Source organism: Pseudomonas salomonii (assembly GCF_900107155.1).
Lineage (GTDB): Bacteria > Pseudomonadota > Gammaproteobacteria > Pseudomonadales > Pseudomonadaceae > Aquipseudomonas > Aquipseudomonas salomonii.
In genome coordinates, this window is the sequence record NZ_FNOX01000003.1 from 437,214 (window position 1) to 463,477 (window position 26,264).

Consider the following 26,264-nt stretch of genomic DNA (forward strand, 5'->3'; position numbering starts at 1 on the left):
TCTAAGTATGGCGGAGAGATAGGGATTCGAACCCTAGGTACCGGTGAAGGTACAACGGATTTCGAATCCGTCCCATTCGGCCACTCTGGCATCTCTCCAACGGCGCGCATCATAACAGTGTGTTTCGCGAAAGCAAACCAAAAAAGTGATTTTTTTCCGTGCTATCAGATGCTTGCGTCGATTACAGCGGTACGCCGAGACGATTGGCGACTTCTTCGTAGGCTTCGATGACGTCACCGAGGCCTTGGCGGAAGCGGTCTTTGTCCATCTTCTTCTTGGTGGCTTTGTCCCACAGGCGGCAGCCGTCCGGGCTGAATTCGTCGCCCAGGACGATGGTGCCGTCGTGGAACACGCCGAATTCGAGTTTAAAGTCGACCAGCAACAGGCCTGCGTCGTCGAACAGTTTGCTCAGCACGTCGTTGACCTTGAGGGACAACTCCTTCATGCGTACCAGTTGCTCAGCGGTGCCCCAGCCGAATGCCACTACGTGGGATTCGTTGATGAACGGGTCGCCCTTGGCGTCGTCCTTCAGGAACAGCTCGAACGTGTAAGGATTGAGCTTGAGGCCCTCTTCCACGCCCAGGCGCTTGACCAGGCTGCCGGCGGCGTAGTTACGCACGACGCATTCGACCGGGATCATGTCGAGCTTCTTGACCAGGCACTCGTTGTCGCCCAGCAGTTTGTCGAATTGGGTCGGAACGCCGGCCGCTTCGAGCTTTTGCATGATGAAGGCGTTGAACTTGTTGTTCACCATGCCCTTGCGATCGAGCTGTTCGATGCGCTTGCCGTCGAACGCCGAGGTGTCGTTGCGAAACAGCAGGATCAGGCGGTTGGCGTCGTCGGTCTTGTATACCGACTTGGCTTTGCCGCGGTAGAGTTCTTCACGTTTTTCCATGATGGGCTCCGCTTGCTAAATGGTGGGCTAGGCGATGTGTCGCCAGTCGAGCCCTGAATCTTGATCGGCCAGTTGCAGCCAGTCCGGGTCGCACCCGAGGGTGTCGACAAAACATTGCCGCGCAAGCGCAGGCAGGTTGTTCTTGCTGCTCAGGTGGGCCAGGACCAGGTGTTGCAAGTCTTGCCAGCCCAACTCATACACCAGGTACGCCGCCTGGTGGTTGTTCAAATGTCCCAGCTCGCCGCCTACCCGCTGCTTGAGAAAGTAGGGGTAATGCCCTCGTGCCAGCAGGTCGCGGCAGTGGTTGGACTCGATCATCAAGGCATCGAGGTCACGGTAACCGCCCAGCACCTTGGAACAGTAGGAGCCCAGATCGGTGAGCACGCCGAAACGCCGCTGACCGCCACTGAATACATACTGCGTAGGCTCCTGGGCGTCATGCGCTACGGCAACTACGTCGATGCTCAACGCACCGACCTGCAGCGTCTCGCCACCGGCCAGGAAACCGGCGGGTTCTATGGGTTTGCGCATCCCGCGCAAGGTGCCGCGACTCAGGTACACCGGAAGATTGTAGCGCCGAGACAGCAAACCCACGCCATGCACGTGGTCGGCATGTTCGTGGGTCACCACAATTGCGCTCAGCTGCGAGGGGTGAACCCCCAGGCGTAGCAGGCGCCGCTCGGTTTCTTTTAACGAGAAACCACAATCCACCAGCACATACGTGTCGTCATGTGCGACCAGCGTGCCGTTCCCTTGGCTACCGCTGCCGAGAACGGCAAAACGCATCGGATCAGCCCAGGTTGTCCTGAATCACGCCCAACACTTTGCGCGCTGTTTCAGCCGGCGCAACGGTGTTGATGTTCTTCTCGACGGTCACTTGTACGCTCTCGCCCACCTTGCTCAAACGAACCTGGTAGCGCTCGGCACGGGTTTCGATCTCTTCCTTGGTCGGCTTGCTGCCGAACAATTTGCCAAAGAAACCTGGTTCGTCGTCTTTCTTCTCGGCCTTTTCCGCTACGTTGATGTAGTACAGGCCCAGGCTGCGGTTGATGTCTTCAACGCGCCATGGACCTTGCTCCAACGCGCGGCCAACACTGGCCCAGGCACGGTCGAGGTCTTCACCCAGGGTGAGCACCACGTTGCCGCTGCCGTCTTCGGTGAGGCTGACGCGGTTAGGCGTGTCGAAGTTACCGGCGGCGAGCAGGGAAACCGAACCGCCCTTCTCGGAGATACGGCTCATGCTGGCCAGCATCTCGTCGACCAACGCGGCGTCTACACCCATGTTGACCGAGCGCGGGGTGAAGTCGACGTTGGCAGTGCTGCCGGCAGGACGCTCGGCGCTGACCACGTAGACTTCACTGGTATTACGCTGCACGCCTGGCTCGATGCGCACACGCACACGGGCTTCGCTGTCGGGCGCTACACCGCTCGCCTGCAGGCGCTTGGCCATGCTGGCGGACAGTTCGCTGCCGTGTTGCCAGGCCGTGGTGAACTCACCGGTCTGCGGGCGTTGTTGATCAATGCTGAAACCGTTGTCCTGGAAGAACTGCACCGCCACCGGCCAGACTTCAGCCGGAGGGCGCTGAGCCATGATCCAGCGGTTGTCGCCGCTCTTTTGCAGGCTGTAGTCGCTGGCGTCCGCCACGGCCGAGATCGGCTGCGGGCGTGGCACCACGTACTCACCCTTGGTGGTGTCGTCGGCGACGTTGCGCGGAATTGGCAGCAACGGGTCAAGGCGCTTGGCGACGTTGACGTCCGGCGGCAATTGCATCGGTTTGGTTGCTTGTGCTTCCAGGTAATCGCTGCCGCGGTCACGGAAGTAACCTTCCGGGCCCCATACCCAACCGCAGCCACTGGTGCTGGAGATAATCAAGGCAAGTGCGGAAAGTCCGGCCAATCGCTTCATGCGTAGTGCTTCCTCAATTAAACCAGGACGCCGGACTGGCGCAGGGCCTGTCGCAGCGGTTCGTGACAGGCTTCGCTGAGCCGGGTGAGCGGCAGACGGATACCGTCCGGCATCAAGCCCATCTCAAACAGCGCCCATTTCACGGGGATAGGGTTGGATTCGATAAACAGTGTTTTGTTGAGCGGCATCAGTTGCTCGTGGATCGCACGGGCTTTTACGGCGTCACCGGCGATGGCGGCAGCACACATGTCGCTCATGGCGCGCGGCGCGACGTTGGCGGTCACCGAGATGTTGCCTTTGCCACCCAGCAGGATCAGCTCAACCGCCGTGGCGTCGTCACCGGAATACACCAGGAAGTCGCTGCTCACGCCGGCCAGGATGTCCTTGGCACGCTGCAGGTCGCCGGTGGCTTCCTTGATGCCGATGATGTTCGGCACGGTGGACAGGCGAATTACGGTCTCGGCCTTCATGTCGCAGGCCGTGCGGCCAGGAACGTTGTAGAGGATCTGCGGGATGTCGACGGCTTCGGCAATGGCCTTGAAATGCTGGTACAAGCCTTCCTGGGTCGGCTTGTTGTAGTACGGGGTTACCAGCAGGCAGGCATCGGCGCCGGCTTTCTTGGCGTTCCTGGTCAGCTCGATCGCTTCACGGGTCGAGTTGGCGCCTGTGCCGGCGATTACGGCAATGCGGCCCGCCACGCGCTTGACCACGAATTCGATGACCTGGATGTGTTCTTCCACGTCAAGGGTGGCCGATTCACCTGTGGTGCCGACCGCCACGATGGCGTTGGTGCCTTCTTGCAGGTGGAAGTCCACCAGTTTGCCAAGGCTGTCCCAGTCGAGATGACCTTGTGCATCCATGGGTGTGACCAGTGCCACCATACTGCCCGCAATCATGCAACCGCTCCTGCCGGAAAAAGAGAGCCGTAATGGTACTGGCGCCAAGATGCTTGTACAAGCGAAGTACCGCCTGAGGATGCGTTCTGGGGCAACTAAACGACGGGCAATGCCATCATTGGGCCAAAGCGCGGCTTGAAGCACGCTGAAATCAGACCGATCGCGTAATGAAAACGCCACCTCCTAGCCCTTGGCGATGGTTTTCGCTACCCTTCATCCTTTGATCGATACGGCCCACACGGTATCGACCGCTCATCGCTTTAGGAAGGCTGCATGTCCACCCCCACAGTTCGCGAACAATTCCTTGTTATCAGTGCCCTCGGCGCCAACCCCATGGAGCTGACCAACGTCCTGTGCCGCGCCAGCCATGAGAACCGCTGCGCCGTCGTGACCTCGCGCCTCACCCGCCACGGCGAGTGCAGCGCGTTGGTGCTGCAGATCTCCGGCAGCTGGGACGCCCTGGCGCGCCTCGAAACCGGCCTGCCGGGCTTGGCCAAGAAGCACAACTTCACCGTCAACGTGGTGCGCAGCGCCGCCCTGGAAAACCGCCCGCAGGCCCTGCCTTACGTGGCGTATGTCAGCTCGGCCTACCGCTCGGACATCGTCAATGAGCTGTGCCAGTTTTTCATCGACCACAACGTAGAGCTGGAAAACCTCACCTGCGACACCTACCAGGCCCCGCAAACCGGCGGCACCATGCTCAACGCCACGTTCACCGTGACCTTGCCGGCCGGCGTGCAGATCAGTTGGCTGCGTGACCAGTTCCTGGATTTCGCCGATGCCCTGAACCTCGACGCTCTGATCGAGCCATGGCGCCCACAGAACCCAATATAAGGAAGTACCTATGCCGGTAGCCATCGACAAACCCGTGGCCGATTTCGAAGCCCAGGCCACCAGCGGCCAGACGTTCAGCCTGGCAGCCCTCAAGGGCAAACAAGTGGTGATCTACTTCTACCCGAAGGACAGCACCCCGGGTTGCACAACCGAAGGCCAGGGTTTTCGTGACCACTACGCCGCGTTCAAGGCCGCCAACACCGAAGTGTTTGGCCTGTCGCGAGACAGCGTGAAGTCCCACGAGAACTTCAAGGCCAAGCAGGAATTCCCCTTCGAGCTGATCAGCGACAAGGATGAAGCGGTTTGCCAGCTGTTTGATGTGATCAAGCTGAAGAAGCTGTACGGCAAGGAATACCTGGGCGTGGACCGCAGCACGTTCCTGATCGACAAGGATGGCGTGCTGCGTCAGGAATGGCGTGGTGTGAAAGTGCCGGGCCATGTGGATGCGGTGCTGACGGCGGCGCAGGCATTGAATAAGGTTTGAAGCATAATTGGGGCGAACCTTTAGTTCGCCCCAAGCGTTTACAACAAAGGCGCCACCACCGGTTCTTGCCGCGGCCACGCATCCAGCACGGCCTTGAACAGCGTCGCCAGCGGGATTGCAAAAAACACACCCCAAAACCCCCATAGCCCTCCAAACAACAGCACCGCGCAGATAATCGCCACCGGGTGCAGGTTGACGGCCTCAGAGAACAGCAGCGGCACCAATACGTTGCCATCCAGGGTCTGGATAATCCCGTACACCGCCATCAGGTAGATGAACTGATCGCTCCAGCCCCACTGGAACAACGCGATCAACATCACCGGCACGGTCACCACCACCGCGCCCACATACGGCACCACCACCGATACGCCCACCAGCAAGGCCAGCAGCGCCGCGTAGTTCAGCCCGAGCGCGACAAACGCGATGTAGGTCACGCCGCCACAAATCACAATCTCAATGACTTTGCCGCGAATATAATTGGCAATCTGCCGGTTCATTTCTTCGGCCACTCGGGTGATCAGCGCCCGTTCACGCGGCAGATAGCCGCTGACCCAGCGGCCGATCATTGCGCGGTCCTTGAGGAAGAAAAACACCAGGATCGGCACCAGCACAAGGTAGATCATGATGTTGACCAGGAGCGGCAGGCTGGACAGGGAAAAAGTCAGCGCCCATTGCCCGAATTTTCCGATTTCGCCGCGCGCCACTTCAATGGCCTGCAACACCTGCTCATCCGACACCAGGTGCGGATAACGCTCCGGCAACAGCAGCAACAGCGATTGCCACTTGGCGAGCATGCCCGGCAACTCGTTGAACAAGGTGATCAACTGATGCCACAGCAATGGCAGCACCACGACGATAAACACCACCAACAGCCCCATGAACAGGGCAAACACCAGCCCAACCGCCACACCGCCAGGCAAACGCAGACGCTCCAGGGTAGTGACCAGGCCTTGCATCAGGTACGCCAGCACCATGCCCGCCAGTACCGGCGCCAGCATGCCGCCCAAGGTGAGCACGGCGGTAAAGGCCAGAAACAGCAGGACGGCCAGCACCACCGCTTCTTCATCGGAAAAATAGCGCTGAATCCAGTCTCGTAACACTTTGAACATCAATCAACCTCGGGTGGTGGGGCGAACAGTTCAGGCCTTGCGCAACCAGTAACGGTACACACCGGCGGCATCTTCTTCGTGCAGCAGGGTGTGCCCGGCCAGTTTGGCAAAGGTGCGAAAATCCCGCTGGGAGCCCGCGTCCGTGGCGATCACCTTGAGCACGGCACCGCTGGCCAAGCGGTTGAGTTCCAGCTTGGCCTTGAGCAGGGGCAGCGGGCAATTGAGGCCACTGGCATCGAGTTCGGCGTCAAAGGCTACAGCGTCGGTCATCGGTTTGCTCCAGGCATGCGTTTGGGCTGCTTAGAATATCTGGTCCGAAGCTCAGTGTCCGGCTACAGTAAGCTCTTTGTCGAAAGGCTTTGTGCATGACTTTTTTGCGCCCTACCCTGCTGACGCTGGCTTGCCTGCTGGCCTCCCCGGCCTTCGCTGACGACCTGCCGTCACTCGGCGACGCCAGTTCTGCCATTGTCTCGCCGCAACAGGAATTCCAACTGGGCCGCGCATGGCTGGCCTACCTGCGGGGCCAGGTCTCGCAGCTAAATGACCCGCAGCTCAAGGATTACGTCGAAACCAGCGTGTACACGCTGGTGGAGACCAGCCAGGTGAATGACCGGCGCCTGGAGTTCATCCTCATCGACAGCCCGCAACTCAACGCCTTTGCCGCACCCGGCGGGATTGTCGGGGTAAACGGTGGCCTGTTTCTGAATGCCCAGACCGAAGGCGAATATGCCTCGGTACTCGCTCACGAATTGGCTCACTTGTCCCAACGCCACTTTGCGCGAGGTGTGGAAGCGCAGTCGCGCATGCAGATCCCGATGATGGCCGCCCTGCTCGGCGGCATTATCGCGGCGGCAGCGGGTGCGGGCGATGCCGGCATTGCCGCAATTGCGGGCAGCCAGGCGGCAGCGATCCAGGAGCAGCGCAGGTTTTCACGCCAGAACGAACAAGAGGCTGACCGCATCGGCATTCTTAATCTGGAAAAAGCCGGTTACGACCCACGCTCCATGCCGACCATGTTCGAACGTTTGATGCGCCAATACCGTTTCGATGCCAAGCCACCGGAATTTTTGCTGACTCACCCGGTGACCGAATCGCGGATCGCCGATACCCGCAACCGTGCCGAGCAAGCCAAGCAGGGCGGCAAGGAAGACAGCTTGCGCTACCAGTTGATTCGCGCACGGGTGCAGTTGCAATACGAAGACACGCCGGGGCTGGCCGCCAAGCGCTTCCAGGCGCAATTGGACGAGAACCCGAAAAACGATATAGCGCGTTATGGGCTGGCCATCGCGCAGATCAAGGGTACCCAGTTCAAAGAGGCGCGGGAAAGCTTGCAGCCGCTGCTGGCCAAGGCGCCCAACGACATTACTTACAACCTGGCGCAGATCGAGCTGGATATCGACAGCAACCACCTGCCGGATGCCCAGCAACGTACTGATCGGATGCTGGCCCAGTACCCCGGCAGCTACCCGCTGAATCAGATACGCATTGATGTGCTGCTCAAGCAGAACCGTACGGCCGATGCTGAAAAAGCCTTGGACGGGTTGCTCAAGTCGCGCCCCGATGATCCGGATGTGTGGTACCAGGTGGCAGAGACTCGCGGCCTGTCCGGCAATATCATTGGCCTGCATCAGGCGCGTGCCGAGTACTTTGCACTGGTGGGTGACTTCAAGCAGGCTATTCAGCAACTGGACTTTGCCAAGCGTCGGGCCGGCAACAACTTCCCACTGTCCTCGCGCATCGACGCGCGCCAGCGTGAGCTGATCGAACAGGAACGCCTGGTGAAAGGGATGATGAGCTAAAACCATCGCCCACAAAAAAGCCCCGCTTTCGTTAACCGACAGCGGGGCTTTTTATTGAACTAGCGGATTACTCGGCCAGCTTGAAGGTGATGAAACTTGCACGCCCCTGACGCAGCACGCGCATCGACACCGAGCGATTCTTCGGCAACGCTTTGGCGATGTCGGTGAACTCCTTGGTGGAGTTGATCGCCTGGTTGTTCAGGTGGGTGATCACGTCGCCCGGCTGCAGGCCGATCAGGGCGGCCGGGCCGTCCTGGACTTCTTTGATAACAACACCGCTCTTGAGGTCGAAACTCTTCTTCTGCTCGTCGGTCAATTCAACCACGGCAATGCCCAAGCGATTGCTGCTGCGTTCAGCGCCGGGTTTGGCGTTGCCCAACGCATCCAGGGTTGCACCCTCTTCCGGGATCGCGCCGACGGTCAGCTCAACGGTCTGGCGCTTGCCGTCACGAATCACTTCCAGCTTGGCTTTGCTGCCGGCTTTCAAGGCACCCACCAGATGTGGCAGGTCGGCGGACATGATGATCGGCTGGCCATTCATGCTCAGGATCACATCGCCCACTTGCAGGCCGCCTTTGGCAGCAGGGCCGTCGTCCTGGATCTGCGCGACCAGGGCACCGGCCGGCTTGTCGAGGCCGAACGATTCAGCCAGGTCTTTGTTCACTTCCTGGATCACCACACCCAACCAGCCACGGCTGACTTTGCCACCACTTTTGAGCTGGTTGGAAACGTCCATGGCCACGTCGATCGGGATGGCAAAGGACACGCCCATGAAGCCACCGGAGCGGGTGTAGATCTGCGAGTTGATCCCCACCACTTCGCCCGCCAGGTTAAACAGCGGACCGCCGGAGTTACCCGGATTGATCGGCACGTCGGTCTGGATGAACGGCACGTAGTTTTCGTTTGGCAGGCTGCGGCCGATGGCGCTGACGATGCCCTGGGTCACGGTATGGTCGAAGCCGAACGGCGAACCGATCGCAACCACCCACTGCCCGGCTTTCAGGTCCTGGGATTTACCCAGCTTCAGCACAGGCAGGTCTTTGCCTTCGATTTTCAGCAAAGCCACGTCGGAGCGTGGGTCGGTGCCCACCAGCTTGGCTTTCAACTCACTGCGGTCGGCCAGGCGCACCAGAATTTCGTCAGCGTCGGCAATCACATGATTGTTAGTGAGGATGTAACCGTCAGGCGAAATGATGAAGCCCGAGCCCAGGGACTGCGCCTCGCGCTGACCGCCACCGCCGCCACGCGGGGAACGTTGTTGCGGCATACCGCGCTCGAAGAACTCGCGCAGCATGGGCGGCAGGCCTTCCAGGTCAGGCATCTGCTGGTTCGAGACTTTGCGATCCGGCAGCTTCTGCGTGGTACTGATGTTCACCACGGCAGGCGAGGCCTGCTCCACCAGTTGGGTGAAGTCAGGCAGCTCGACCGCTTGCGCGGACACTGCCTGACCCAGCACCAATACCGTGGCGACTAGGGTTAGGTAAGACTTCAAACGTGGTATCGACATACAGCTCCCATTACGACGAGCAGGGTTGAGCGACAGGGTTCAAGAAACGCCGAAAACTTCGACCGGCATTTTTGTTCCGCGAACAAAATAAGGTCAGAGCCGACAAGCTCTGACCTATAAAAAACATGGGGATTTTTTGCAAGTGAAAATACTGATCCAGAAATTTCATGCTCTCAGCCCCCAACCACGCAAAGGCTCACATTGAAAGGTCAGGATGAACATAGGATTAACGACTCATGGCTTGGCGGCGGTCTTTTCGCCGCGCACCGACAGCGCGATGCGTTCGGCAGTGCCGATGGGAATTTCGCCGACAACCGTCACCATGACTTCGCCATCGACCGTGTTCAGACGACGCGACACGGCGACCGTTGGGCCAAGTTGCGTACGAGTTTCGCTCACACTCGCACCGTCGGTGGACTCAAGAAATACTGAGAAACGTGCAAGTCCGTCGTCATACATCAGACTGTCGACCGTAGCGTGGGTCTGAGTATCTTTTCGCGAGACGCTGCTGGTGAGCTGAAAACCGGGAGGCAACCAGTCCAGATGCCAAGCGTGCGTAGCAGGTACCTCGGGTGCTTTGGTGCTGGAAACAGCCACAGGTGAGCATTCGCTGCTGGGCTGTAAGTCACGATCTGACGGCGCAGCCGAGGTGTTCAGTCGAGTGAACTGGAAGCGCTCCAACAACTGGCCCTGCTCATTGAGTAACAGGGATTTCAGCGGCAGCGCGGTTTCACGATCCAGGTGCAACTCAAAGCCATATCGGTATTGATCACGGGGAGTAATCGACACAATCACCGCATTTCGACCGGCCACGCGAGATTTGCCAATGACGGCCAGTGCGTAGAATTGAGTTAGTTTTTGCGGATCCAGGGCGCGCGAAGACGCATCAGGCGAGTTGCCAAGGCCGGCAACCAAGGTGCCACTGACACATTGGGTACGACCGTCTACCCGCACCAGTTCCTGGGCAGAGCCATCGAGCTGCAACAGCCGCTCACGGACGTGACCGTCCTGGACGCGATGCCAGATGTCATGGGTAGAAAAGTTGCCGTTACGCTCGTAGACGAACGTACCTGCAAAGCTTTGCTGCTGCTCTGCACGCCCAAGTCGAGTCAGCCAGTCTTGGGCTTCGTCGGCATGGGCGGATAGTGCAAAACAACCACTGAGCAAAAGCGTAAGGAGCGGTATGGCGCGCATAGGGCCCCTTAGCGGTTTAGCGGTTTTCCAGGCTGGCTGCACGAGCGTATGGCAGAGCGCTTTCAGTGCCTTTCAAAGCAGATTCCTGTGCATGTTGACGCAGGTAGCCTGGAAGACGCTGGTCCTGCCAGCCGGATTGCCCTTGAAGTACGCCGTTGGCCATAGGGCCAGTGGCATCAGAGCTTTCCTTGTAGCCGGCCAGTACTGCCGGGCCTTTGACTTGCGGACCGGCCATGACCGGTTGCTGAGTCTGCTGGGCCAGTTCGGCACCGGCGATTTCGTCCTGGTTGTACAGGCGAACACCGGCCAACACGGCAACAGTCACCGAGGCTGCTACTGCCAAGCGACCCAGGCTACGCCATGGACCACGAGCAGCTTTCGCCGGAACGGCTTCATCGGCCAACGCGGCAGAAACGGCCGCAGCAATATCCAGACGAGGGATTAGTAGATCCTTGTGCATCACCGCCCGAGCGACTTGGTAACGAGACCAGGTATCACGGGTTTCGGCATCATCAAATGCATTGAGCACTCGACGAAGTTCCAGTTCATCCGCTTCGTTATCCATCACTGCGGACAGCGATTCCTGCAGGGCATCACGACTCATGGCGGTTCCTCTCTTGGCTGTCGCCGCTGTCTTTAGTTTTCCTGCAACAACGGTTGCAAGGCTTTGTCGATGGCTTCCCGGGCCCGGAAAATCCGTGACCTTACAGTCCCCACCGGACATTGCATGACGCTCGCAATGTCTTCGTAACTGAGACCATCGAATTCACGTAAAGTTAACGCCGTACGCAAATCTTCTGGCAGTTGCTGAATAGTGCGATGAACGGTGCCCTCGATCTCGTCGCGCAGCAAAGCACGTTCCGGCGACTCGAGATCTTTGAGGCCGTGATCACCATCGTAAAATTCTGCATCCTCTGAACTTACATCACTGTCCGGTGGGCGGCGGCCGCGAGACACCAGATAGTTCTTCGCCGTGTTAATGGCGATGCGGTAGAGCCACGTATAAAACGCACTATCACCGCGAAAATTGCCAAGTGCACGGTACGCCTTGATAAAGGCTTCCTGTGCAACGTCCTGCGCTTCATGGGTGTCGTGCACAAACCGCACGATCAACCCGAGAATTTTGTGCTGGTATTTCAGCACTAGCAGATCAAATGCTCGCTTGTCGCCACGCTGAACGCGCTCGACCAGCTGCTGATCCTCTTCCTGGGTTAGCATGAACACTCCTCGTTGTACTCGCAGGAGGCTTGCATAACTAAACGATCAGGCTTGCAAACATAGACTAGGACTTCTCGCAAAAGTTCTCCCCCTCCAAGCAAGTTTCCGGCATGCACTGATTTGGCACACACGAAAAACGCAGCGCGGGCTAGGCCGGCTGCGCGAATAATCTTGTCGCCGGTTTTCTGACGCGTCCAATGCTCCCGACGGGCCAATAAACTCAACGTTTTCCCAGCTTTCGGGCAACCTGCTATTGAGTGGGAGCTCATGCAAAAAGTTCCCATCTCAATAGCCGGCCCATATGACCTCAGCTGCGCACCGTAATTTCACATTGCCACGAATGCCCGGCTATTGTGCCGCTCCCCCCCTCTATATACTAGTGGCCCGTGTGACCCTTTGATTCGCCGATCCGGGCGTCCTGTTTGCGCCAGCCCTTTGGATCGCTTTTTGCGGAATCCTTCAAATGAGCCAACAGTTTCAACACGATGTCCTGGTGATTGGTAGCGGTGCGGCCGGCTTGAGCCTGGCACTCACCCTCCCCAGCCACCTGCGCATTGCGGTCCTGAGCAAGGGCGACCTGGCCAATGGCTCGACATTCTGGGCCCAGGGCGGTGTCGCGGCGGTACTGGACGACACCGACACCGTGCAATCCCACGTCGAAGACACCCTTAACGCCGGCGGCGGCCTGTGCAACGAAGAGGCGGTGCGCTTCACCGTCGAGCATAGCCGTGAAGCCATCCAATGGCTGATCGACCAGGGCGTGCCGTTCACCCGCGACGAACACGCCGGCAGTGATGACGGCGGATTCGAATTCCACCTGACCCGCGAGGGCGGCCACAGCCATCGCCGCATCATCCACGCCGCCGACGCCACCGGCGCCGCCATCTTCAAAACGCTGCTCGAGCAGGCCCGTCAACGTCCCAACATCGAATTACTGGAGCAACGCGTCGCCGTCGACCTGATCACCGAAAAGCGCCTGGGCCTGGACGGCGAACGCTGCCTCGGCGCCTACGTGCTCAACCGAGCCAGTGGCGAAGTCGATACTTACGGCGCACGCTTCACCATTCTGGCCTCGGGCGGCGCCGCCAAGGTCTACCTCTATACCAGCAACCCCGACGGCGCCTGCGGTGACGGCATCGCCATGGCCTGGCGTTCGGGCTGCCGGGTGGCCAACCTGGAGTTCAACCAGTTCCACCCCACCTGCCTGTACCACCCGCAAGCCAAGAGCTTCCTGATCACCGAAGCCCTGCGCGGCGAAGGCGCACACTTGAAACTGCCAAACGGCGAGCGCTTCATGCAGCGCTTTGACCCACGCGCCGAACTGGCACCACGGGATATCGTCGCCCGCGCCATCGACCATGAAATGAAGCGCCTGGGCATCGACTGCGTGTACCTCGACATCAGCCACAAACCCGAAGCCTTCATCAAGACCCACTTCCCCACCGTCTACGAACGTTGCCTGGCATTCAACATCGACATCACCAAAGGCCCGATCCCGGTGGTGCCGGCTGCGCACTACACCTGCGGCGGCGTGATGGTCGACCAAAACGGTCGCACTGACGTGCCTGGCCTGTATGCGATCGGCGAAACCAGCTTCACCGGCCTGCATGGCGCCAACCGCATGGCCAGCAACTCGTTGCTCGAATGTTTCGTTTATGCACGCTCGGCGGCTGCCGACATCCTTGAGCAACTGCCCCGCATTCCGGTGCCCGCCGCCCTGCCGCGCTGGGACGCCAGCCAAGTGACCGATTCCGACGAAGACGTGATCATCGCGCACAACTGGGACGAGCTGCGGCGCTTCATGTGGGACTACGTAGGCATTGTGCGCACCAATAAGCGCCTGGCGCGGGCTCAACATCGCGTGCGCTTGCTGCTGGACGAGATCGACGAGTTCTACAGCAACTATAAAGTCAGCCGCGACCTGATCGAGTTGCGCAACCTGGCCCAGGTCGCCGAATTGATGATCCGCTCAGCCATGGAGCGCAAGGAAAGCCGTGGCCTGCATTACACCCTCGACTACCCGCAAATGCTGCCCGAAGCCCGCGACACTATTCTGGTGCCAGCCACCTACGGCGACTGAACTTCAGGCGTACCCGCAGGCGCCGGTGCACATCGGCGACCTGCGAATCCATCGGTACGCAAACCGAGCGCACCCACCACTGGCCCGGCACCCGGTAGCGCAGCACCACGATCAGCGGCAGCGCCAGGCTGTCCGGGCGCAACTGCACGCTGTGCCAGCCGCGCTCGGCAGTGAACAACTGCCAGCCATCTTCGTCGCGGCGCAGGCCACGAATCGACGAACGGTGAGTCAGCAGAATATGACGCGGCAACACCCAGGCGGCATGCGCCAGGCATAACAGAGTGCCAAGGCTTGCGAAGGGCAAATCAATAATCAACAAGGCACCCAGCGCGAACAGCTGGGCAAACAGATACGCCGCCAGCAACAGCCGTGAGGCCTGCCAGCGGCATTCGAAGCGATTACTTGGGCTGGACACGATCCAGAATCATCCGAACCATGCGCTGCAGCTCCGGGTCTTCAGATTCGGCGCGCTCCATGAACCAGCCAAACATGTCCTGGTCTTCACACTCCAGCAGCCGCACATAGAGATCGCGGTCTACCTTATCCAGCGTCGCGTACACTTCTTTAGTGAACGGCACCAGCAACACATCCAGCTCCAGCATGCCACGGCGGCTGTGCCAGTAGAGGCGGTTGATTTCTACTTCTTCTACCATGGACTGCTCCTCAAATAGCGCGCAAGTATACAGGGCCGACGGCAGCGGGACACTCGGCTTTGGTCGCCCCATATGGAAACTATCCATTTGCCGGGCGCCCCTCTATGATGCACCCATGACTTTTTGACCTGCGAAGACCCATGGCCGACTCTGCATTTTTCTGCCCCCTGACACACGAAGGCGTCCTTGCCGTCCGCGGCTCCGACGCTGCCAAGTTTCTGCAAGGGCAACTGACCTGCAACCTCAATTACCTGAGCGACACCCAGGCCAGCCTTGGCGCGCGCTGCACGCAAAAAGGCCGCATGCAGTCGAGTTTTCGCATCCTGCTGCAAGGCGACGGCGTGTTGCTGGCCATGGCCACCGAACTGCTCGAACCGCAATTGGCAGACCTAAAGAAATACGCGGTGTTCTCCAAGTCCAAGCTCACAGACGAAAGCGCCGCCTGGGCACGCTTTGGCCTGTCGAATGCGGCGCCAACCCTGGCGGCCCTCGGCCTTGAGCTGCCGGCCGAGACCGACAGCGTGGTGCGCACCGACACATTGATTGCCATTCGTGTCTCCCCTGACCGCGCCGAACTCTGGGTGCCTGCCGAGCAAGCCGAAGCAGTACGCCAGCAATTGGCCAACCACCTGCAACAAGTTGACTTGAATGACTGGCTGCTCGGCCAAATCCGCGCCGGTATCGGCCAGGTCATGCCGCAGACGCGCGAACTGTTCATCCCGCAGATGCTAAACCTGCAGGCCGTTGGCGGCGTGAGCTTCAAAAAGGGCTGCTACACCGGCCAGGAAATCGTCGCACGCATGCAGTACCTGGGCAAACTCAAGCGGCGCCTGTATCGCCTGAGCCTCAATGCCGAGCAATTGCCCGAGCCGGGTACCCCGCTGTTTTCGCCCAACCATAACAGTGCGATCGGCGAAGTCGTCATCGCGGCGAAAGCTGACCAATCAATTGAACTTCTGGCCGTGCTGCAAGCCGAAGCTGCCGACAACGGCGATGTGCACGTAGGCAGCCTGGAAGGCCCGGGCCTCAACCTGCTCGACTTGCCGTACCAACTGGATCGCGATAAAGAGATCCAGCGTTAATCGCCGTACCCTTTTGCAACGCCCTAGAGAGCATGAATGAACAAGCTGGCGGAAAAAGTCCAACAGGCTTTGGTGAAGGCCATCGACAACGATGACCTGGTTCTGCCGACATTACCGGAAGTGGCCTTGAACATTCGTCAGGCCGCCGAAGACCCGGATATCAGCATCAGCCACTTGAGCAAAGTGATCAGTCGCGATACCGCCCTGTCGGCGCGCCTGATCAAAGTGGTCAACAGCCCGCTGCTGCGTGCCACCCAGGAAGTCACCGACCTGCATACCGCCATCACGCGGCTGGGCACCAACTACAGCAGCAACCTGGCCATCGGCCTGGTCATGGAACAGATTTTCCACGCCCGCTCCGAAGTCGTCGAACTGAAAATGCGCGAAGTGTGGCGCCGCAGCCTGGAAGTGGCGGGTGTGAGCTACGCCTTGTGCCGTAACCATAGCCAGCTCAAGCCGGACCAGGCAGCCCTCGGCGGGCTGGTGCATCAGATTGGCGTGCTGCCGATCCTCACCTACGCCGAAGACCATTACGAACTGCTGGCCGACCCGGTCAGCCTCAACCATGTGATCGACAGCATCCACCCGTTGCTGGGCGACAAACTCCTGGGTGTGTGGGATTTCCCGGAAATGCTGGCCAAGCTGCCGGGGCAGTACCTGAACCTGGAGCGCGACTCCCCGATTCTGGACTACATCGACGTGGTGCAAATCGCCGCACTGTATTGCCACCGGGGCACCGCGCATCCACTGGCCAACGTAGACGTGACCAGCCTGCCGGCGCTCAAGAAACTGCGCATCGACCCCTACAGCGAGACGCTGCGTGCGGAGTTGGATGAAGCGCGCTCGATGTTCTATTGACTACCCCGCGATAAAACTCACCCGCACCTTCAACCCCGCCAACTCACCATCGTGCAGGCTGATCTGGGCCAAGTGCGCCCGGCAGATCTCGCCGACAATCGCCAGCCCCAAGCCTGAGCCCATGCCCTGCTGGCTGCGGCGGTAGAAACGTTCGAAGACCCGATCCCGTTCATCCAGCGGGATGCCTGGGCCGTCATCTTCAACTTCAAGGATGGCTGGCGCGGTCACCCGCAGGATCACATTGCCGCCCGGCGGAGTGTGGGCCAGGGCGTTATCCACCAGATTGCTCAGCAGTTCATTCAACAAGGTCGGCTCACCGCGCAGCCACACCGGTTCATCCGCCTCCAACGCCAGGGCAACGCCTCGTGCGTGGGCCAGTGGCGCCATGGCCATGCCCAGCTCCCGCGCCAGCTGGCTGAGGTCAAGCAATTGCGCACCGCCCTCGGCGATCGCCCGGGCGCCGTTTTCGATGCGTGCCAGGGATAACAGTTGGTTGGCCAAATGGGTCAGACGGTCAGTACCTTGAGCGGCGGTTTCCAAGGTGCTGCGCCAGGTCGCCGGGTCGCTGCTGCGCAGGCCCAGCTCAAGCCGGGCCTTGAGCGCCGCCAGCGGAGTGCGCAGTTCGTGCGCGGCGTCGGCAATAAACTGCGCCTGGCGCTCGAACTGGCCGCGCAGGCGCTCGGTGAAGTGATTGAGCGAGCGCACCAACGGGCCGAACTCGTGTTGCACCTCCACCAGCGGCAGCGGGCGCAAATCATCGGGCTGGCGCTCTTCCACGGCGGTGCGCAGGCGCTCCAGCGGGCGCAGCGCCGCGCTCACGGCAAACCACACCAGCAATAACGCACCGACCGCCAGCATACCCAGGCGCAGCAAAGTGTCGGCCATCAGGCTGCGGGCCATGCTTTCGCGCGCTTCGTCGGTTTCGGCCACGCGAATTTCCGCCATGCCGTTCATGTTCGGCTCCGACACCGCCTTGAGCAGGCTGACCACCCGTACATGCTGGCCCTGGTACATGGCGTTGTAGAAGCGCGCCAACGCCGGGTAATCATCGGTGCGCGGCGTGCCCGGCGGCGGGCCAGGGAGGTTCTCGTAGCCGGAGATCAATTTTCGGTCGATGTCATTGACCTGATAATAGATCCGCCCCGCACTGTCGTAGGCGAACGTGTCCAGCGCCACATACGGCACGTTGGCGCTCAGGGTGCCGTCCACCTGGGTCAACCCGGCAGCAATGGTACGCGCCGAGGCGAGCAAGGTGCGGTCATAGGCGGTGTCGGCGGCTTCGCGGCCATTCCAGTAAGCACTCATGCCGCTGGCGAGCATCAGCACCACCAGCAACAGCGCCAGGTTCCACAATAGCCGCCAGCGCAGGCTGCTGGGCTTATGCATCGCGCGCTTCCAGCAGGTAGCCAAGGCCACGGAAGGTCACGATCGCGATGGGCTGGCCGTCGAGCTTCTTGCGCAGGCGGTGCACGTAGATTTCAATCGCGTCGGGGCTGGCTTCCTCATCCAGGCCGAACACTTGCGAGGCCAATTGCTCCTTGCTCATCACGCGGCCGGGCCGGGCGATCAGCGCCTCAAGCACCGCCTGCTCGCGGGAGGTCAGCGTCATCAGCTCGCCGCCCACGGTGAAACGCCGGGTATCCAGGTCGTAGACCAGCACGCCGCACGCCTGCTGACGCTCGCCGCCCAGCACACTACGGCGCAGCAACGCCTTGACCCGCGCTTCCAGCTCGGTCAACTCAAAGGGCTTGGCCAGGTAGTCATCAGCGCCCAGGTTCAGGCCATGCACACGGTCTTTTACATCACTGCGCGCCGTCAACATCAACACGGGCAGATTTTTTCCACGCGCCCGCAGTCGCGCCAGCACCTCAAAACCGTCCATGCGCGGCAGCCCCACATCGAGGATCACCACCGCGTATTCCTCGCTGCTCAGGGCCAGGTCCGCGGCCACGCCGTCGTGCAACACGTCGACGGTCAAACCCGTGCTCTTGAGCGCTTGGGCAACACTTTCGGCGAGTTGCAGATGGTCTTCAACCAAGAGGACGCGCATGGATTTTCACCTCGTTCTGGCATGGTCGACGCCACGCTTTGGCGGGCAGTTTACAGGCGCCGCCTGCCCTGTGAAGCCCGAAAACATTGAAAGACAACTGAAAGGTTAGTGAAAGCTTCGCCCTTTAGCATCCAGCAACGGTGGCTAATGCCCGCTGAGCTACCTGATCCGTAGCGCCCGAAAAACGCCTCGAAGCGTTTTCGCCAAAATAAGAACAATAACGGAGTACACCACAATGCTGTCGACCCAGCCCCAGGCTTGCCCGCCTGTGCGTTTTTCCCGTCTTGCCAAGACCGCCCTTGCCAGTGCCACCGCCCTTGCCGGCTTTTCGCCGCTTAGCCAGGCTGCCTTCTTCGAAGACAGTAGCGCTACGCTGGAAACTCGCAACATGTACTTCAACCGCGACTTTCGCGACGGCACCAGCGCACAACAATCCAAGCGCGATGAATGGGCCCAGGGCTTCATGCTCAATCTGCAGTCGGGCTACACAGACGGCACCGTCGGCTTTGGCGTGGACGCGCTGGGCATGCTTGGAGTCAAGCTCGACTCCAGCCCCGACCGCACAGGTTCTGGCTTGCTGCCCACCGATAACGGCCGCGCTGTCGACGACTACTCCAAACTCGGCCTGACCGGCAAAGTGAAGATCTCCGCCACCGAACTCAAGATCGGCGCGCTGATCCCCGAACTGCCGATCCTCAAACCCAACGACGGCCGCATCCTGCCGCAGACCTTCAACGGTGGCTTGCTGACCTCCAAAGAATTCAAAAACCTGGTGTTTACCGGCGGCCGCCTGGATAAAGCCAAAGACCGCGATTCCACCGACTACGAAGAAATCGCCCTCAACAACAAGAACAGCCGTTTCGTCAGCGGCGCTACCGGCAAGCACTTCAACTTCGGCGGCGTGGATTACAAGTTTGCCGACAAGATCACCGGCAGCTACCACTTCGCCCAACTCGATGACGTGTACCGCCAGCACTTCCTCGGCCTGGTTGCCTCGCGCCCACTCGGCCCAGGCACCTTCGGCACCGACTTGCGCCTGGCCATCAGTGATGACACGGGCGCGGCCCATGGCGGCAAGATCGACAACACATCCCTCAACGGCCTGTTCAGCTATGCCCTCAATGGCCATAAGCTCAGCGCCGGTTACCAGCACATGTCCGGCGACAGCGCCTTTCCCTATGTGGATGGCGCCGACCCGTACCTGGTCAACTTCGTACAAATCAACGACTTTGCCGGCGCCGAAGAACGCTCCTGGCAAGCGCGCTACGACTACGATTTCGCCAAGCTGGGTATTCCCGGCCTGAGCTTCATGAGCCGTTACCTGTCAGGTGACAACATCAAACTCAAGAACGGCGAGACCGGCAAGGAGTGGGAACGCAACAGCGAGATCCGCTACATCGTGCAAAGCGGCACGTTCAAGGATGTCGCGTTTCGCCTGCGTAACGCCACGTACCGCTCCAACTACTCGGCCCGTGATGCGGATGAAGTGCGCGTGCTGGTGAGTTACAGCCTGGCTCTTTGGTAGTCGTACCCCATAACAACAAAGACGGAGTTAAAAATGACCTATTCACTGCGTAAATTGGCCCTCGCCGCCGGCTGCATGCTGTTCGCCGGCCAACTGCTGGCCGCTGATGAACCCAAGCGCCCGGAATGCATCGCCCCAGCCTCTCCCGGCGGCGGTTTTGACCTGACCTGCAAACTGGCGCAAAGCGCGTTGGTCAACGAGAAGCTGCTGAGCAAACCGATGCGCGTCACCTACATGCCCGGCGGCGTGGGCGCGGTGGCCTATAACGCGGTGGTCGCCCAGCGCCCAGCGGACGGCGGCACATTGGTGGCCTGGTCCAGCGGTTCGCTGTTGAACCTGGCCCAGGGCAAGTTCGGCCGTTTTGATGAAAGCGCCGTGCGTTGGTTGGCAGCGGTCGGCACCAGCTACGGTGCCATCGCGGTGAAAAGCGATTCGCCCTACAAGACCCTCGACGATCTCGTCAAAGCCCTGAAGAAAGATCCGGGCAGCGTGGTAATCGGTTCCGGCGGCACGGTTGGCAGTCAGGACTGGATGCAAACCGCCCTGATTGCCAAGGCCGCCGGCATCAACCCTCGCGAGCTGCGTTACGTCGCCCTCGAAGGCGGCGGTGAAATCGCCACGGCCCTGCTCGGCGGCCACATCCAGGTGGGCAGTACCGACATCTCCGACTCCATGCCGCACATCCTCAGCGGTGACATGCGCCTGCTCGCCGTGTTCGCTGAAGAGCGCCTGGACGAGCCGGAAATGAAGAATATCCCGACCGCCAAAGAGCAAGGCTACGACATCGTCTGGCCAGTGGTCCGCGGTTTCTACCTCGGGCCAAAAGTCAGCGATGCCGACTACGCCTGGTGGAAAGAAGCATTCGACAAACTGCTGGCCTCCGAAGAGTTCGCCAAGCTGCGTGACCAGCGCGAGCTGTTCCCGTTCGCCATGACCGGCCCGGAGCTGGACACCTACGTGAAGAAACAGGTGGCTGACTACAAAGTGCTGGCCAAAGAGTTCGGCCTGATCCAGTAATCGCCCCTCTTTTGCACGGCCGCGCCCTCATCAACGGGCGGCGCGGCCCAGGAGTTCCACATGCTCTTACAACGCATTTTCGCCTCGGTGATGCTGCTGGTCTGCGCCGGCCTGGCACTGATGGCCTGGCCGTATCAGGCGGCGTTTTCCTACGAGCCGGTCGGCCCACGCGCCTACCCGCTGCTGATGCTCGGCCTGATGAGCCTGGGCCTGATCTACATGATCTTTCGCCCGCAGCCGACCAAGCACACCGAAGAAGAACCGGCACTGGACCGCGAAACCCTGATCAAGATCAGCATCTGCGTCGCACTGTTGATCGTGTTCGCCGGCACTTTCGAGCCCTTGGGTTTCATCCTCAGCAGCATGCTGATCGGCATTCCGATGGCACGCCTGTATGGCGGCCGCTGGTTGCCCAGCGCAGTGATCGTCACCCTCATGGCTATCGGCCTGTACCTGCTGTTCGACAAGGCCATGGATGTACCGCTGCCCCTCGGCCTGCTTGAAGTTCTGGAGAACTGATATGGATACGTTCAGCTATTTGGGCCAGGGCTTCGGCGTTGCACTGACCCCTTACAACCTGGTGACCGCGCTGTGCGGCACCTTGATCGGCACCGTGGTCGGCCTGTTGCCGGGCCTGGGCCCGATCAACGGCGTGGCCTTGTTGATCCCCATCGCGTTCGCCTTGGGCCTGCCGCCGGAATCGGCGCTGATCCTGCTTGCAGCCGTGTACCTGGGCTGCGAATACGGCGGCCGTATCAGCTCGATCCTGCTCAACATCCCGGGCGAAGCGTCTACCGTAATGACCACCCTCGACGGCTACCCGATGGCCCGTAAAGGCCTGGCCGGTGTGGCGTTGTCGCTGTCGGCCTGGAGTTCGTTCATCGGCGCGTTTATCGCCACCTGCGGCATGGTGTTGTTTGCACCGTTGCTGGCCAAATGGGCGATTGCCTTCGGCCCGGCGGAATATTTCGTACTGATGGTGTTCGCGATTGTCTGTCTGGGCGGCATGGCCGGTGACAAACCGCTGAAGACATTTGTTGCGGCGCTGATCGGTCTTTTCCTGTCTGCCGTCGGCATCGATGCCAACAGCGGCGTGTACCGTTTTACCGGCGACAACATTCACCTCACCGACGGCATCCAGTTTGTGGTGTTGGTACTGGGCCTGTTCTCCATCAGCGAAATCCTGCTGCTGCTGGAAAAAACCCACCGTGGCCAGGAAGCGGTAAAAGCCACCGGGCGGATGATGTTCAATCTGAAGGAAGCCGGTGCGGTTTTTGTAGTTAACATCCGCTGCGGCTTGCTCGGTTTCATCATGGGCGTGCTGCCGGGTGCCGGTGCGACCCTCGCTTCGGCCGTTGCCTATATGACCGAGAAACGCCTGGCCGGTGCCAGCGGCAAATTCGGCCAGGGCGACATGCGCGGCCTTGCGGCGCCGGAAACCGCCATCGGTGCGTCCGCCTGCGGCGCCCTGGTGCCGATGCTGACCCTCGGCGTCCCAGGTTCGGGCACCACGGCGGTGATGATCGGCGCGCTGTCGCTGTACAACATCACCCCTGGCCCGCTGCTGTTCCAACAACAGCCGGACATTGTCTGGGGCCTGATCGCGTCGTTGTTTGTCGCCAACATCATGCTGGTGATCCTCAACATCCCGATGATCCGCATCTTCACGCGCATCCTCGCCGTGCCGAACTGGGCGCTGGTGCCGGTCATCGCCATCATCACCGCCATCGGTGTGTACGCGGTTCACGCCACCACCTTCGACCTGTTCCTGATGGTCGGCATCGGCATCTTCGGCTACATCCTGCGCAAGCTCGACTTCCCGCTGTCGCCAGTGCTGCTGGGCTTTATCCTCGGTGGCCTGATGGAGCAGAACCTGCGCCGCGCGCTGTCGATCTCCAACGGCGCGCTGGAGATCCTCTGGTCCAGCCCGATCACCTTTGGCGTGTGGGTACTGACAGCAATCATGTTGTTCGTGCCGCTGCTGCGTATCTGGCGTAAACGTGCCCAACAGCGTCGCGCCCTGGCCGATGTCTGAGGTCACCTTTAAACAATGGTGGGCAACACCGCTGGTCGGCCTGGCCGGCGGTTACCTGGCCAGCCTCATCGGCTGGCCTTTGCCGTACATGGTCGGCTCGTTGCTGGCGATTATCCTGGTGCGCTGCCTCACGCCGTGGCAGTTGGCGGAAATTCCCGGCGGGCGCAAATGCGGCCAATGGGTGGTGGGCATCGGCATCGGGCTGCACTTCACGCCGGTGGTGATCGAGCAGGTGATGAGCCACTTCGGCCTGATTTTTTTCGGTGCGTTGATCACCAGCCTGTCGAGCGTGGTCGGCGTGTGGTTGATGCGCCGCAGCGGTGAAGACCGCGCCACCGCGTTCTTCTCCAGCATGCCGGGCGGTTCCGGTGAGATGGTCAACCTCGGCGCCCGCAATGGCGCAGTGCTCAGCCGTGTCGCAGCGGGCCAGAGTCTGCGCGTGCTGGTGGTGGTGCTGTGTGTGCCGGCGATCTTCAAGTACTTGCTCGAAGGCGGCACGCCGCAGTTTCACCCCGCCCCAGTCAGTTGGGGCTGGCTGGCGCTGCTGTTCCCGCTCGGCGCGCTGGTGGCTTGGGGCTGGCAGCGCTTGCGTCAGCCCAACCCGTGGCTGTTCGGGCCACTGTTGGTCAGCGCGACGGCCAGTGTTGTCTGGGACTTGCATTACGGCCTGCCGGACGGCGGCAGCCAGATCGGCCAATGGCTGATCGGCAGCGGCCTGGGCTGCCACTTCAACCGTCAGTTCTTCCGCCGTGCGCCGTCGTTCATAAGCCGTACCTTGATCGGCACCGCCTTGACCATGGCACTTGCGACATTGGCAGCGGTGGGCTTGAGCGCGCTGACACAGCTGGATTTGCGTTCACTCACCCTGGGCATGATGCCAGGCGGCATTGCCGAAATGAGCCTCACCGCAGAAACCTTGCAGCTGTCGGTGCCTTTGGTGACGGCGATGCAGGTGATGCGTTTGTTGTTTGTGCTGTTTCTGGCGGAACCGTTGTTCAGGCACTGGAACCGCCAGCCGGAAAAAATCTAAGCCTTCACAACATTCCAATGTGGGAGCTGGCTTGCCTGCGATAGCGGTGGTTCAGTCAATAAATGTATCGGCTGACAGACCGTCATCGCAGGCAAGCCAGCTCCCACATTGGGTTGCGGTTAACCTCTAGAGTGGCGGCAACCGCCACTCAATCGGCGTCTCGCCATTCTGCTCAAGAAACTTGTTGCTACGGCTGAAGTGCCCACACCCCAAGAACCCGCGATACGCCGACAATGGCGACGGGTGCACCGATGTCAGCACCAGGTGCTTGGTCGCATCCACCAGCTTTTGCTTGCCTTGCGCATGGGCGCCCCACAACAGGAACACCAGGTGCGGCTGGTGCTCGCTGACCACCTCGATCACACGATCGGTAAAGAACTGCCAGCCCTTGCCCGCGTGGGCATTGGCGTTCGCGCGCTCCACGGTCATGGTGGTGTTGAGCATCAGCACGCCCTGGTCGGCCCAGCTTTGCAGGCAGCCGTGGTTGGGAATGTCGATGTTCAGGTCGCGCTTGAGCTCTTTATAGATGTTGACCAGCGACGGCGGCGTCGGCACGCCCGGTTGTACCGAGAAGCACAGGCCATGGGCCTGGCCGGGGCCGTGGTACGGGTCCTGGCCGAGGATCACCACCTTGACCTTGTCCAACGGCGTGGAGTTGAGCGCGTTGAAGATCAGCGGGCCAGGCGGGTAGATCTCTTTGCCGGCGGCATGTTCCTGGCGCAGGAACTCGCGCAGTTCGGCCATGTAGGGCTTGTCGAACTCTTCCCGCAGGGCGTGTTTCCAGCTGGGTTCGAGTTTGATACGGTCGCCTTCGGTCATGGTTTGTTCATCGTGTAAAAAAAGAATGGGCGAACCCTAGGAAAGCCGACCCCGCTTGTCAATTGATCTGACACATCATCGGCACTTTCCCACGGAGCGATCATACTGATCGCTCACTGTCTCGATTGAGGTCACAATGAACCTGCACTTCGAAGAGCTGACCGGCAGCGACGGTGCCCGCCTCGGCATCGCCAGCCTGGACGCGGAAAAATCCCTCAACGCGCTGTCCCTGCCCATGATCCTGGCCCTGAGCGAACGCCTGGAAGCCTGGGCCAAAGACCCCAATATCGTGTGTGTGCTGCTGCGCGGCAATGGACCCAAAGCCTTTTGCGCCGGTGGCGAAGTCCGCAGCCTCGCCCTGGCCTGCCGTGAACAGCCCGGCGTCGTGCCCGCCTTGGCCGCGCAGTTCTTCGCCGCTGAGTACCGCCTTGACTACCGCCTGCACACCTACCCCAAACCGCTGATCTGCTGGGGGCACGGCTATGTGCTCGGCGGTGGCATGGGCCTGCTGCAAAGCGCTTCGGTGCGCATCGTCACACCGAGCAGCCGCCTGGCCATGCCCGAGATCAGCATCGGCTTGTACCCGGATGTGGGGGCCAGTTGGTTTCTGTCGCGCCTGCCGGGCAAACTCGGGCTGTTCCTGGGCCTCACCGGCGCCCACCTCAACGGGCGTGACGCTCTGGACCTGGGCCTGGCCGATCGTTTCTTGCGCGACGACCAACAAGACGAACTCATTGATGGCCTGCTGCAACTGAACTGGCAGGAACAGACCCCGATGCAACTCAACAGCCTGCTCAAAGCGCTGGCCCAGGAAGCTGTCGACCAGCAACCCGACGCCCAATGGCTGGCGCACCGTGCGCAGATCGACGAATGGCTGGACGTGGCTGATGCACGCAGTGCCTGGCGTGCCTTGAGCCCCTTGCGCGACCACGCCGACCCGCTGTTCAGCCGCGCCGGCAAGAACCTGAGCGAAGGCTGCCCGCTGACCGCGCACCTGGTGTGGGAGCAGATCCAGCGCGCGCGGCACCTGTCGTTGGCCGAGGTGTTCCAGATGGAGTACACCCTCAGCCTCAATTGCTGCCGCCACCCGGAATTCAGTGAAGGCGTGCGCGCCCGGTTGATCGACAAAGACCAGACACCCCACTGGCATTGGCCGGATATCAACACGATCCCGGAGGCGGTGGTGCAGGCGCATTTCAACAAGGTGTGGGAAGGCCGGCATCCGCTGGCGGATTTGTCCGATTACTGAAAAGTGTCGCCCACAAAAAACGGC

The 26,264-nt window shown here is 60.7% G+C and carries 27 protein-coding genes and 1 tRNA gene; 12 read left to right on the forward strand and 16 right to left on the reverse strand.

Features of this window, described 5'->3' with window-relative positions; translation table 11 throughout:
- Window positions 1-8: 8 nt before the first annotated feature.
- From BLV67_RS09395 to dapA, 5 genes are all read right to left on the reverse strand, one after another.
- A tRNA-Ser gene (locus BLV67_RS09395) sits at window positions 9-98 on the reverse strand.
- 83 nt (window positions 99-181) lie between these two features.
- On the reverse strand, window positions 182-895 hold the full coding sequence (purC, locus tag BLV67_RS09400) for a phosphoribosylaminoimidazolesuccinocarboxamide synthase (RefSeq protein WP_065929120.1): 714 nt from the start codon (window positions 893-895) through the stop codon (window positions 182-184).
- A gap of 27 nt (window positions 896-922) precedes the next feature.
- Entirely contained in the window at window positions 923-1,681 is a 759-nt protein-coding gene (locus BLV67_RS09405; protein WP_069788548.1) for an MBL fold metallo-hydrolase, read from the reverse strand.
- A 4-nt stretch (window positions 1,682-1,685) separates the two neighbouring features.
- Window positions 1,686-2,801 (reverse strand): outer membrane protein assembly factor BamC, encoded by a 1,116-nt coding sequence (gene bamC / locus BLV67_RS09410; RefSeq protein ID WP_065929118.1) that lies wholly within the window; start codon window positions 2,799-2,801, stop codon window positions 1,686-1,688.
- A 17-nt stretch (window positions 2,802-2,818) separates the two neighbouring features.
- Window positions 2,819-3,697, reverse strand: coding sequence for a 4-hydroxy-tetrahydrodipicolinate synthase (dapA, locus tag BLV67_RS09415; RefSeq protein ID WP_056857365.1), 879 nt, complete (start codon window positions 3,695-3,697; stop codon window positions 2,819-2,821).
- A 273-nt stretch (window positions 3,698-3,970) separates the two neighbouring features.
- Here dapA and BLV67_RS09420 point away from each other — a divergent pair, with 273 nt between their 5' ends.
- The gene (locus tag BLV67_RS09420; protein WP_074854443.1) at window positions 3,971-4,531 is read left to right on the forward strand and encodes a glycine cleavage system transcriptional repressor; all 561 of its coding nucleotides are present in this window, start codon (window positions 3,971-3,973) and stop codon (window positions 4,529-4,531) included.
- Between the two features lie 10 nt (window positions 4,532-4,541).
- A complete protein-coding gene (locus tag BLV67_RS09425) occupies window positions 4,542-5,015 on the forward strand; it encodes a peroxiredoxin (RefSeq protein WP_069788547.1) in 474 nt (157 codons plus the stop codon).
- A 38-nt stretch (window positions 5,016-5,053) separates the two neighbouring features.
- Here BLV67_RS09425 and BLV67_RS09430 read toward each other — a convergent pair whose 3' ends face one another.
- Both BLV67_RS09430 and BLV67_RS09435 read right to left on the reverse strand, forming a co-directional pair.
- Window positions 5,054-6,124, reverse strand: coding sequence for an AI-2E family transporter (locus BLV67_RS09430; RefSeq protein WP_017137334.1), 1,071 nt, complete (start codon window positions 6,122-6,124; stop codon window positions 5,054-5,056).
- A 30-nt stretch (window positions 6,125-6,154) separates the two neighbouring features.
- Window positions 6,155-6,394: a sulfurtransferase TusA family protein gene (locus tag BLV67_RS09435; protein ID WP_010212198.1), complete on the reverse strand. Its 240-nt coding sequence runs from the start codon at window positions 6,392-6,394 to the stop codon at window positions 6,155-6,157.
- Between the two features lie 95 nt (window positions 6,395-6,489).
- On the opposite strand from BLV67_RS09435, the gene BLV67_RS09440 reads away from it, so the two are divergent.
- Window positions 6,490-7,923 carry a M48 family metalloprotease gene (locus tag BLV67_RS09440; protein ID WP_069788546.1) on the forward strand — a complete coding sequence of 478 codons (1,434 nt, stop codon included), beginning with the start codon at window positions 6,490-6,492 and terminating at the stop codon, window positions 7,921-7,923.
- Window positions 7,924-7,990: 67 nt separating this feature from the next.
- Here BLV67_RS09440 and BLV67_RS09445 read toward each other — a convergent pair whose 3' ends face one another.
- The 4 genes from BLV67_RS09445 to rpoE form a co-directional block, all read right to left on the reverse strand.
- On the reverse strand, window positions 7,991-9,430 hold the full coding sequence (locus BLV67_RS09445; RefSeq protein WP_065929115.1) for a DegQ family serine endoprotease: 1,440 nt from the start codon (window positions 9,428-9,430) through the stop codon (window positions 7,991-7,993).
- Between the two features lie 234 nt (window positions 9,431-9,664).
- Entirely contained in the window at window positions 9,665-10,624 is a 960-nt protein-coding gene (locus BLV67_RS09450) for a MucB/RseB C-terminal domain-containing protein (RefSeq protein WP_069788545.1), read from the reverse strand.
- A gap of 16 nt (window positions 10,625-10,640) precedes the next feature.
- Complete coding sequence (locus BLV67_RS09455) at window positions 10,641-11,228, reverse strand: sigma-E factor negative regulatory protein (RefSeq protein WP_034096393.1); 588 nt, start codon at window positions 11,226-11,228, stop codon at window positions 10,641-10,643.
- Window positions 11,229-11,260: 32 nt separating this feature from the next.
- On the reverse strand, window positions 11,261-11,842 hold the full coding sequence (gene rpoE, locus BLV67_RS09460) for an RNA polymerase sigma factor RpoE/AlgU (protein ID WP_003172477.1): 582 nt from the start codon (window positions 11,840-11,842) through the stop codon (window positions 11,261-11,263).
- 463 nt (window positions 11,843-12,305) lie between these two features.
- Between rpoE and nadB the strand changes: the two genes are divergently transcribed.
- Window positions 12,306-13,922 carry an L-aspartate oxidase gene (gene nadB, locus BLV67_RS09465; protein ID WP_069788544.1) on the forward strand — a complete coding sequence of 539 codons (1,617 nt, stop codon included), beginning with the start codon at window positions 12,306-12,308 and terminating at the stop codon, window positions 13,920-13,922.
- On the opposite strand, the gene BLV67_RS09470 is transcribed toward nadB, so the two are convergent.
- Both BLV67_RS09470 and BLV67_RS09475 read right to left on the reverse strand, forming a co-directional pair.
- Window positions 13,891-14,337 (reverse strand): hypothetical protein, encoded by a 447-nt coding sequence (locus BLV67_RS09470; RefSeq protein ID WP_069788543.1) that lies wholly within the window; start codon window positions 14,335-14,337, stop codon window positions 13,891-13,893. The genes nadB and BLV67_RS09470 overlap by 32 nt on opposite strands.
- On the reverse strand, window positions 14,321-14,575 hold the full coding sequence (locus BLV67_RS09475; RefSeq protein ID WP_065929111.1) for an FAD assembly factor SdhE: 255 nt from the start codon (window positions 14,573-14,575) through the stop codon (window positions 14,321-14,323). The genes BLV67_RS09470 and BLV67_RS09475 overlap by 17 nt, the downstream gene beginning before the upstream one ends.
- Before the next feature lie 140 nt (window positions 14,576-14,715).
- Here BLV67_RS09475 and ygfZ point away from each other — a divergent pair, with 140 nt between their 5' ends.
- Window positions 14,716-15,657 carry a CAF17-like 4Fe-4S cluster assembly/insertion protein YgfZ gene (ygfZ, locus tag BLV67_RS09480; RefSeq protein ID WP_069788542.1) on the forward strand — a complete coding sequence of 314 codons (942 nt, stop codon included), beginning with the start codon at window positions 14,716-14,718 and terminating at the stop codon, window positions 15,655-15,657.
- 36 nt (window positions 15,658-15,693) lie between these two features.
- A complete protein-coding gene (locus BLV67_RS09485) occupies window positions 15,694-16,515 on the forward strand; it encodes an HDOD domain-containing protein (RefSeq protein WP_065929109.1) in 822 nt (273 codons plus the stop codon).
- Here BLV67_RS09485 and BLV67_RS09490 read toward each other — a convergent pair whose 3' ends face one another.
- On the reverse strand, window positions 16,516-17,901 hold the full coding sequence (locus tag BLV67_RS09490; protein ID WP_065929108.1) for a sensor histidine kinase: 1,386 nt from the start codon (window positions 17,899-17,901) through the stop codon (window positions 16,516-16,518).
- Window positions 17,894-18,565 (reverse strand): response regulator, encoded by a 672-nt coding sequence (locus BLV67_RS09495; protein ID WP_017137322.1) that lies wholly within the window; start codon window positions 18,563-18,565, stop codon window positions 17,894-17,896. Before BLV67_RS09495 ends, BLV67_RS09490 begins: the two co-directional genes overlap by 8 nt.
- Before the next feature lie 235 nt (window positions 18,566-18,800).
- Here BLV67_RS09495 and BLV67_RS09500 point away from each other — a divergent pair, with 235 nt between their 5' ends.
- Genes BLV67_RS09500 through BLV67_RS09520 form a run of 5 tightly spaced genes read left to right on the forward strand, consistent with a single transcriptional unit; the run spans window position 18,801 to window position 24,172 of the window.
- Complete coding sequence (locus BLV67_RS09500) at window positions 18,801-20,090, forward strand: OprD family porin (protein WP_056857382.1); 1,290 nt, start codon at window positions 18,801-18,803, stop codon at window positions 20,088-20,090.
- Window positions 20,091-20,123: 33 nt separating this feature from the next.
- Window positions 20,124-21,107, forward strand: a complete 984-nt coding sequence (locus BLV67_RS09505; RefSeq protein WP_017137320.1) for a Bug family tripartite tricarboxylate transporter substrate binding protein — start codon at window positions 20,124-20,126, stop codon at window positions 21,105-21,107.
- A gap of 60 nt (window positions 21,108-21,167) precedes the next feature.
- The gene (locus BLV67_RS09510) at window positions 21,168-21,626 is read left to right on the forward strand and encodes a tripartite tricarboxylate transporter TctB family protein (protein ID WP_065929106.1); all 459 of its coding nucleotides are present in this window, start codon (window positions 21,168-21,170) and stop codon (window positions 21,624-21,626) included.
- A 1-nt stretch (window position 21,627) separates the two neighbouring features.
- Window positions 21,628-23,142, forward strand: a complete 1,515-nt coding sequence (locus tag BLV67_RS09515; protein WP_065929105.1) for a tripartite tricarboxylate transporter permease — start codon at window positions 21,628-21,630, stop codon at window positions 23,140-23,142.
- A complete protein-coding gene (locus tag BLV67_RS09520; protein WP_065929287.1) occupies window positions 23,135-24,172 on the forward strand; it encodes an AbrB family transcriptional regulator in 1,038 nt (345 codons plus the stop codon). The genes BLV67_RS09515 and BLV67_RS09520 overlap by 8 nt, the downstream gene beginning before the upstream one ends.
- Before the next feature lie 126 nt (window positions 24,173-24,298).
- Here the strand turns inward: BLV67_RS09520 and ung are convergent, their stop codons facing one another.
- Window positions 24,299-24,991, reverse strand: coding sequence for a uracil-DNA glycosylase (gene ung / locus BLV67_RS09525; RefSeq protein WP_069788541.1), 693 nt, complete (start codon window positions 24,989-24,991; stop codon window positions 24,299-24,301).
- Between the two features lie 136 nt (window positions 24,992-25,127).
- On the opposite strand from ung, the gene BLV67_RS09530 reads away from it, so the two are divergent.
- Window positions 25,128-26,240 carry an enoyl-CoA hydratase/isomerase family protein gene (locus BLV67_RS09530; RefSeq protein WP_065929103.1) on the forward strand — a complete coding sequence of 371 codons (1,113 nt, stop codon included), beginning with the start codon at window positions 25,128-25,130 and terminating at the stop codon, window positions 26,238-26,240.
- Window positions 26,241-26,264: the final 24 nt, after the last annotated feature.

What these genes read in the sequence shown, in the direction of transcription:
- bamC (WP_065929118.1), bottom strand. Translation starts at nt 2,801, where the DNA reads ATGAAGCGATTGGCCGGACTTTCCGCACTTGCCTTGATTATCTCCAGC.
- BLV67_RS09530 (WP_065929103.1), top strand. Translation starts at nt 25,128, where the DNA reads ATGAACCTGCACTTCGAAGAGCTGACCGGCAGCGACGGTGCCCGCCTC.
- BLV67_RS09495 (WP_017137322.1), bottom strand. Translation starts at nt 18,565, where the DNA reads ATGCGCGTCCTCTTGGTTGAAGACCATCTGCAACTCGCCGAAAGTGTT.
- BLV67_RS09510 (WP_065929106.1), top strand. Translation starts at nt 21,168, where the DNA reads ATGCTCTTACAACGCATTTTCGCCTCGGTGATGCTGCTGGTCTGCGCC.
- BLV67_RS09430 (WP_017137334.1), bottom strand. Translation starts at nt 6,124, where the DNA reads ATGTTCAAAGTGTTACGAGACTGGATTCAGCGCTATTTTTCCGATGAA.
- BLV67_RS09515 (WP_065929105.1), top strand. Translation starts at nt 21,628, where the DNA reads ATGGATACGTTCAGCTATTTGGGCCAGGGCTTCGGCGTTGCACTGACC.
- BLV67_RS09455 (WP_034096393.1), bottom strand. Translation starts at nt 11,228, where the DNA reads ATGAGTCGTGATGCCCTGCAGGAATCGCTGTCCGCAGTGATGGATAAC.
- BLV67_RS09520 (WP_065929287.1), top strand. Translation starts at nt 23,135, where the DNA reads ATGTCTGAGGTCACCTTTAAACAATGGTGGGCAACACCGCTGGTCGGC.
- BLV67_RS09440 (WP_069788546.1), top strand. Translation starts at nt 6,490, where the DNA reads ATGACTTTTTTGCGCCCTACCCTGCTGACGCTGGCTTGCCTGCTGGCC.
- ygfZ (WP_069788542.1), top strand. Translation starts at nt 14,716, where the DNA reads ATGGCCGACTCTGCATTTTTCTGCCCCCTGACACACGAAGGCGTCCTT.
- BLV67_RS09435 (WP_010212198.1), bottom strand. Translation starts at nt 6,394, where the DNA reads ATGACCGACGCTGTAGCCTTTGACGCCGAACTCGATGCCAGTGGCCTC.
- rpoE (WP_003172477.1), bottom strand. Translation starts at nt 11,842, where the DNA reads ATGCTAACCCAGGAAGAGGATCAGCAGCTGGTCGAGCGCGTTCAGCGT.
- BLV67_RS09500 (WP_056857382.1), top strand. Translation starts at nt 18,801, where the DNA reads ATGCTGTCGACCCAGCCCCAGGCTTGCCCGCCTGTGCGTTTTTCCCGT.
- BLV67_RS09425 (WP_069788547.1), top strand. Translation starts at nt 4,542, where the DNA reads ATGCCGGTAGCCATCGACAAACCCGTGGCCGATTTCGAAGCCCAGGCC.
- BLV67_RS09505 (WP_017137320.1), top strand. Translation starts at nt 20,124, where the DNA reads ATGACCTATTCACTGCGTAAATTGGCCCTCGCCGCCGGCTGCATGCTG.
- BLV67_RS09485 (WP_065929109.1), top strand. Translation starts at nt 15,694, where the DNA reads ATGAACAAGCTGGCGGAAAAAGTCCAACAGGCTTTGGTGAAGGCCATC.
- ung (WP_069788541.1), bottom strand. Translation starts at nt 24,991, where the DNA reads ATGACCGAAGGCGACCGTATCAAACTCGAACCCAGCTGGAAACACGCC.
- dapA (WP_056857365.1), bottom strand. Translation starts at nt 3,697, where the DNA reads ATGATTGCGGGCAGTATGGTGGCACTGGTCACACCCATGGATGCACAA.
- BLV67_RS09405 (WP_069788548.1), bottom strand. Translation starts at nt 1,681, where the DNA reads ATGCGTTTTGCCGTTCTCGGCAGCGGTAGCCAAGGGAACGGCACGCTG.
- BLV67_RS09490 (WP_065929108.1), bottom strand. Translation starts at nt 17,901, where the DNA reads ATGCATAAGCCCAGCAGCCTGCGCTGGCGGCTATTGTGGAACCTGGCG.
- nadB (WP_069788544.1), top strand. Translation starts at nt 12,306, where the DNA reads ATGAGCCAACAGTTTCAACACGATGTCCTGGTGATTGGTAGCGGTGCG.
- BLV67_RS09450 (WP_069788545.1), bottom strand. Translation starts at nt 10,624, where the DNA reads ATGCGCGCCATACCGCTCCTTACGCTTTTGCTCAGTGGTTGTTTTGCA.
- BLV67_RS09420 (WP_074854443.1), top strand. Translation starts at nt 3,971, where the DNA reads ATGTCCACCCCCACAGTTCGCGAACAATTCCTTGTTATCAGTGCCCTC.
- purC (WP_065929120.1), bottom strand. Translation starts at nt 895, where the DNA reads ATGGAAAAACGTGAAGAACTCTACCGCGGCAAAGCCAAGTCGGTATAC.
- BLV67_RS09445 (WP_065929115.1), bottom strand. Translation starts at nt 9,430, where the DNA reads ATGTCGATACCACGTTTGAAGTCTTACCTAACCCTAGTCGCCACGGTA.
- BLV67_RS09475 (WP_065929111.1), bottom strand. Translation starts at nt 14,575, where the DNA reads ATGGTAGAAGAAGTAGAAATCAACCGCCTCTACTGGCACAGCCGCCGT.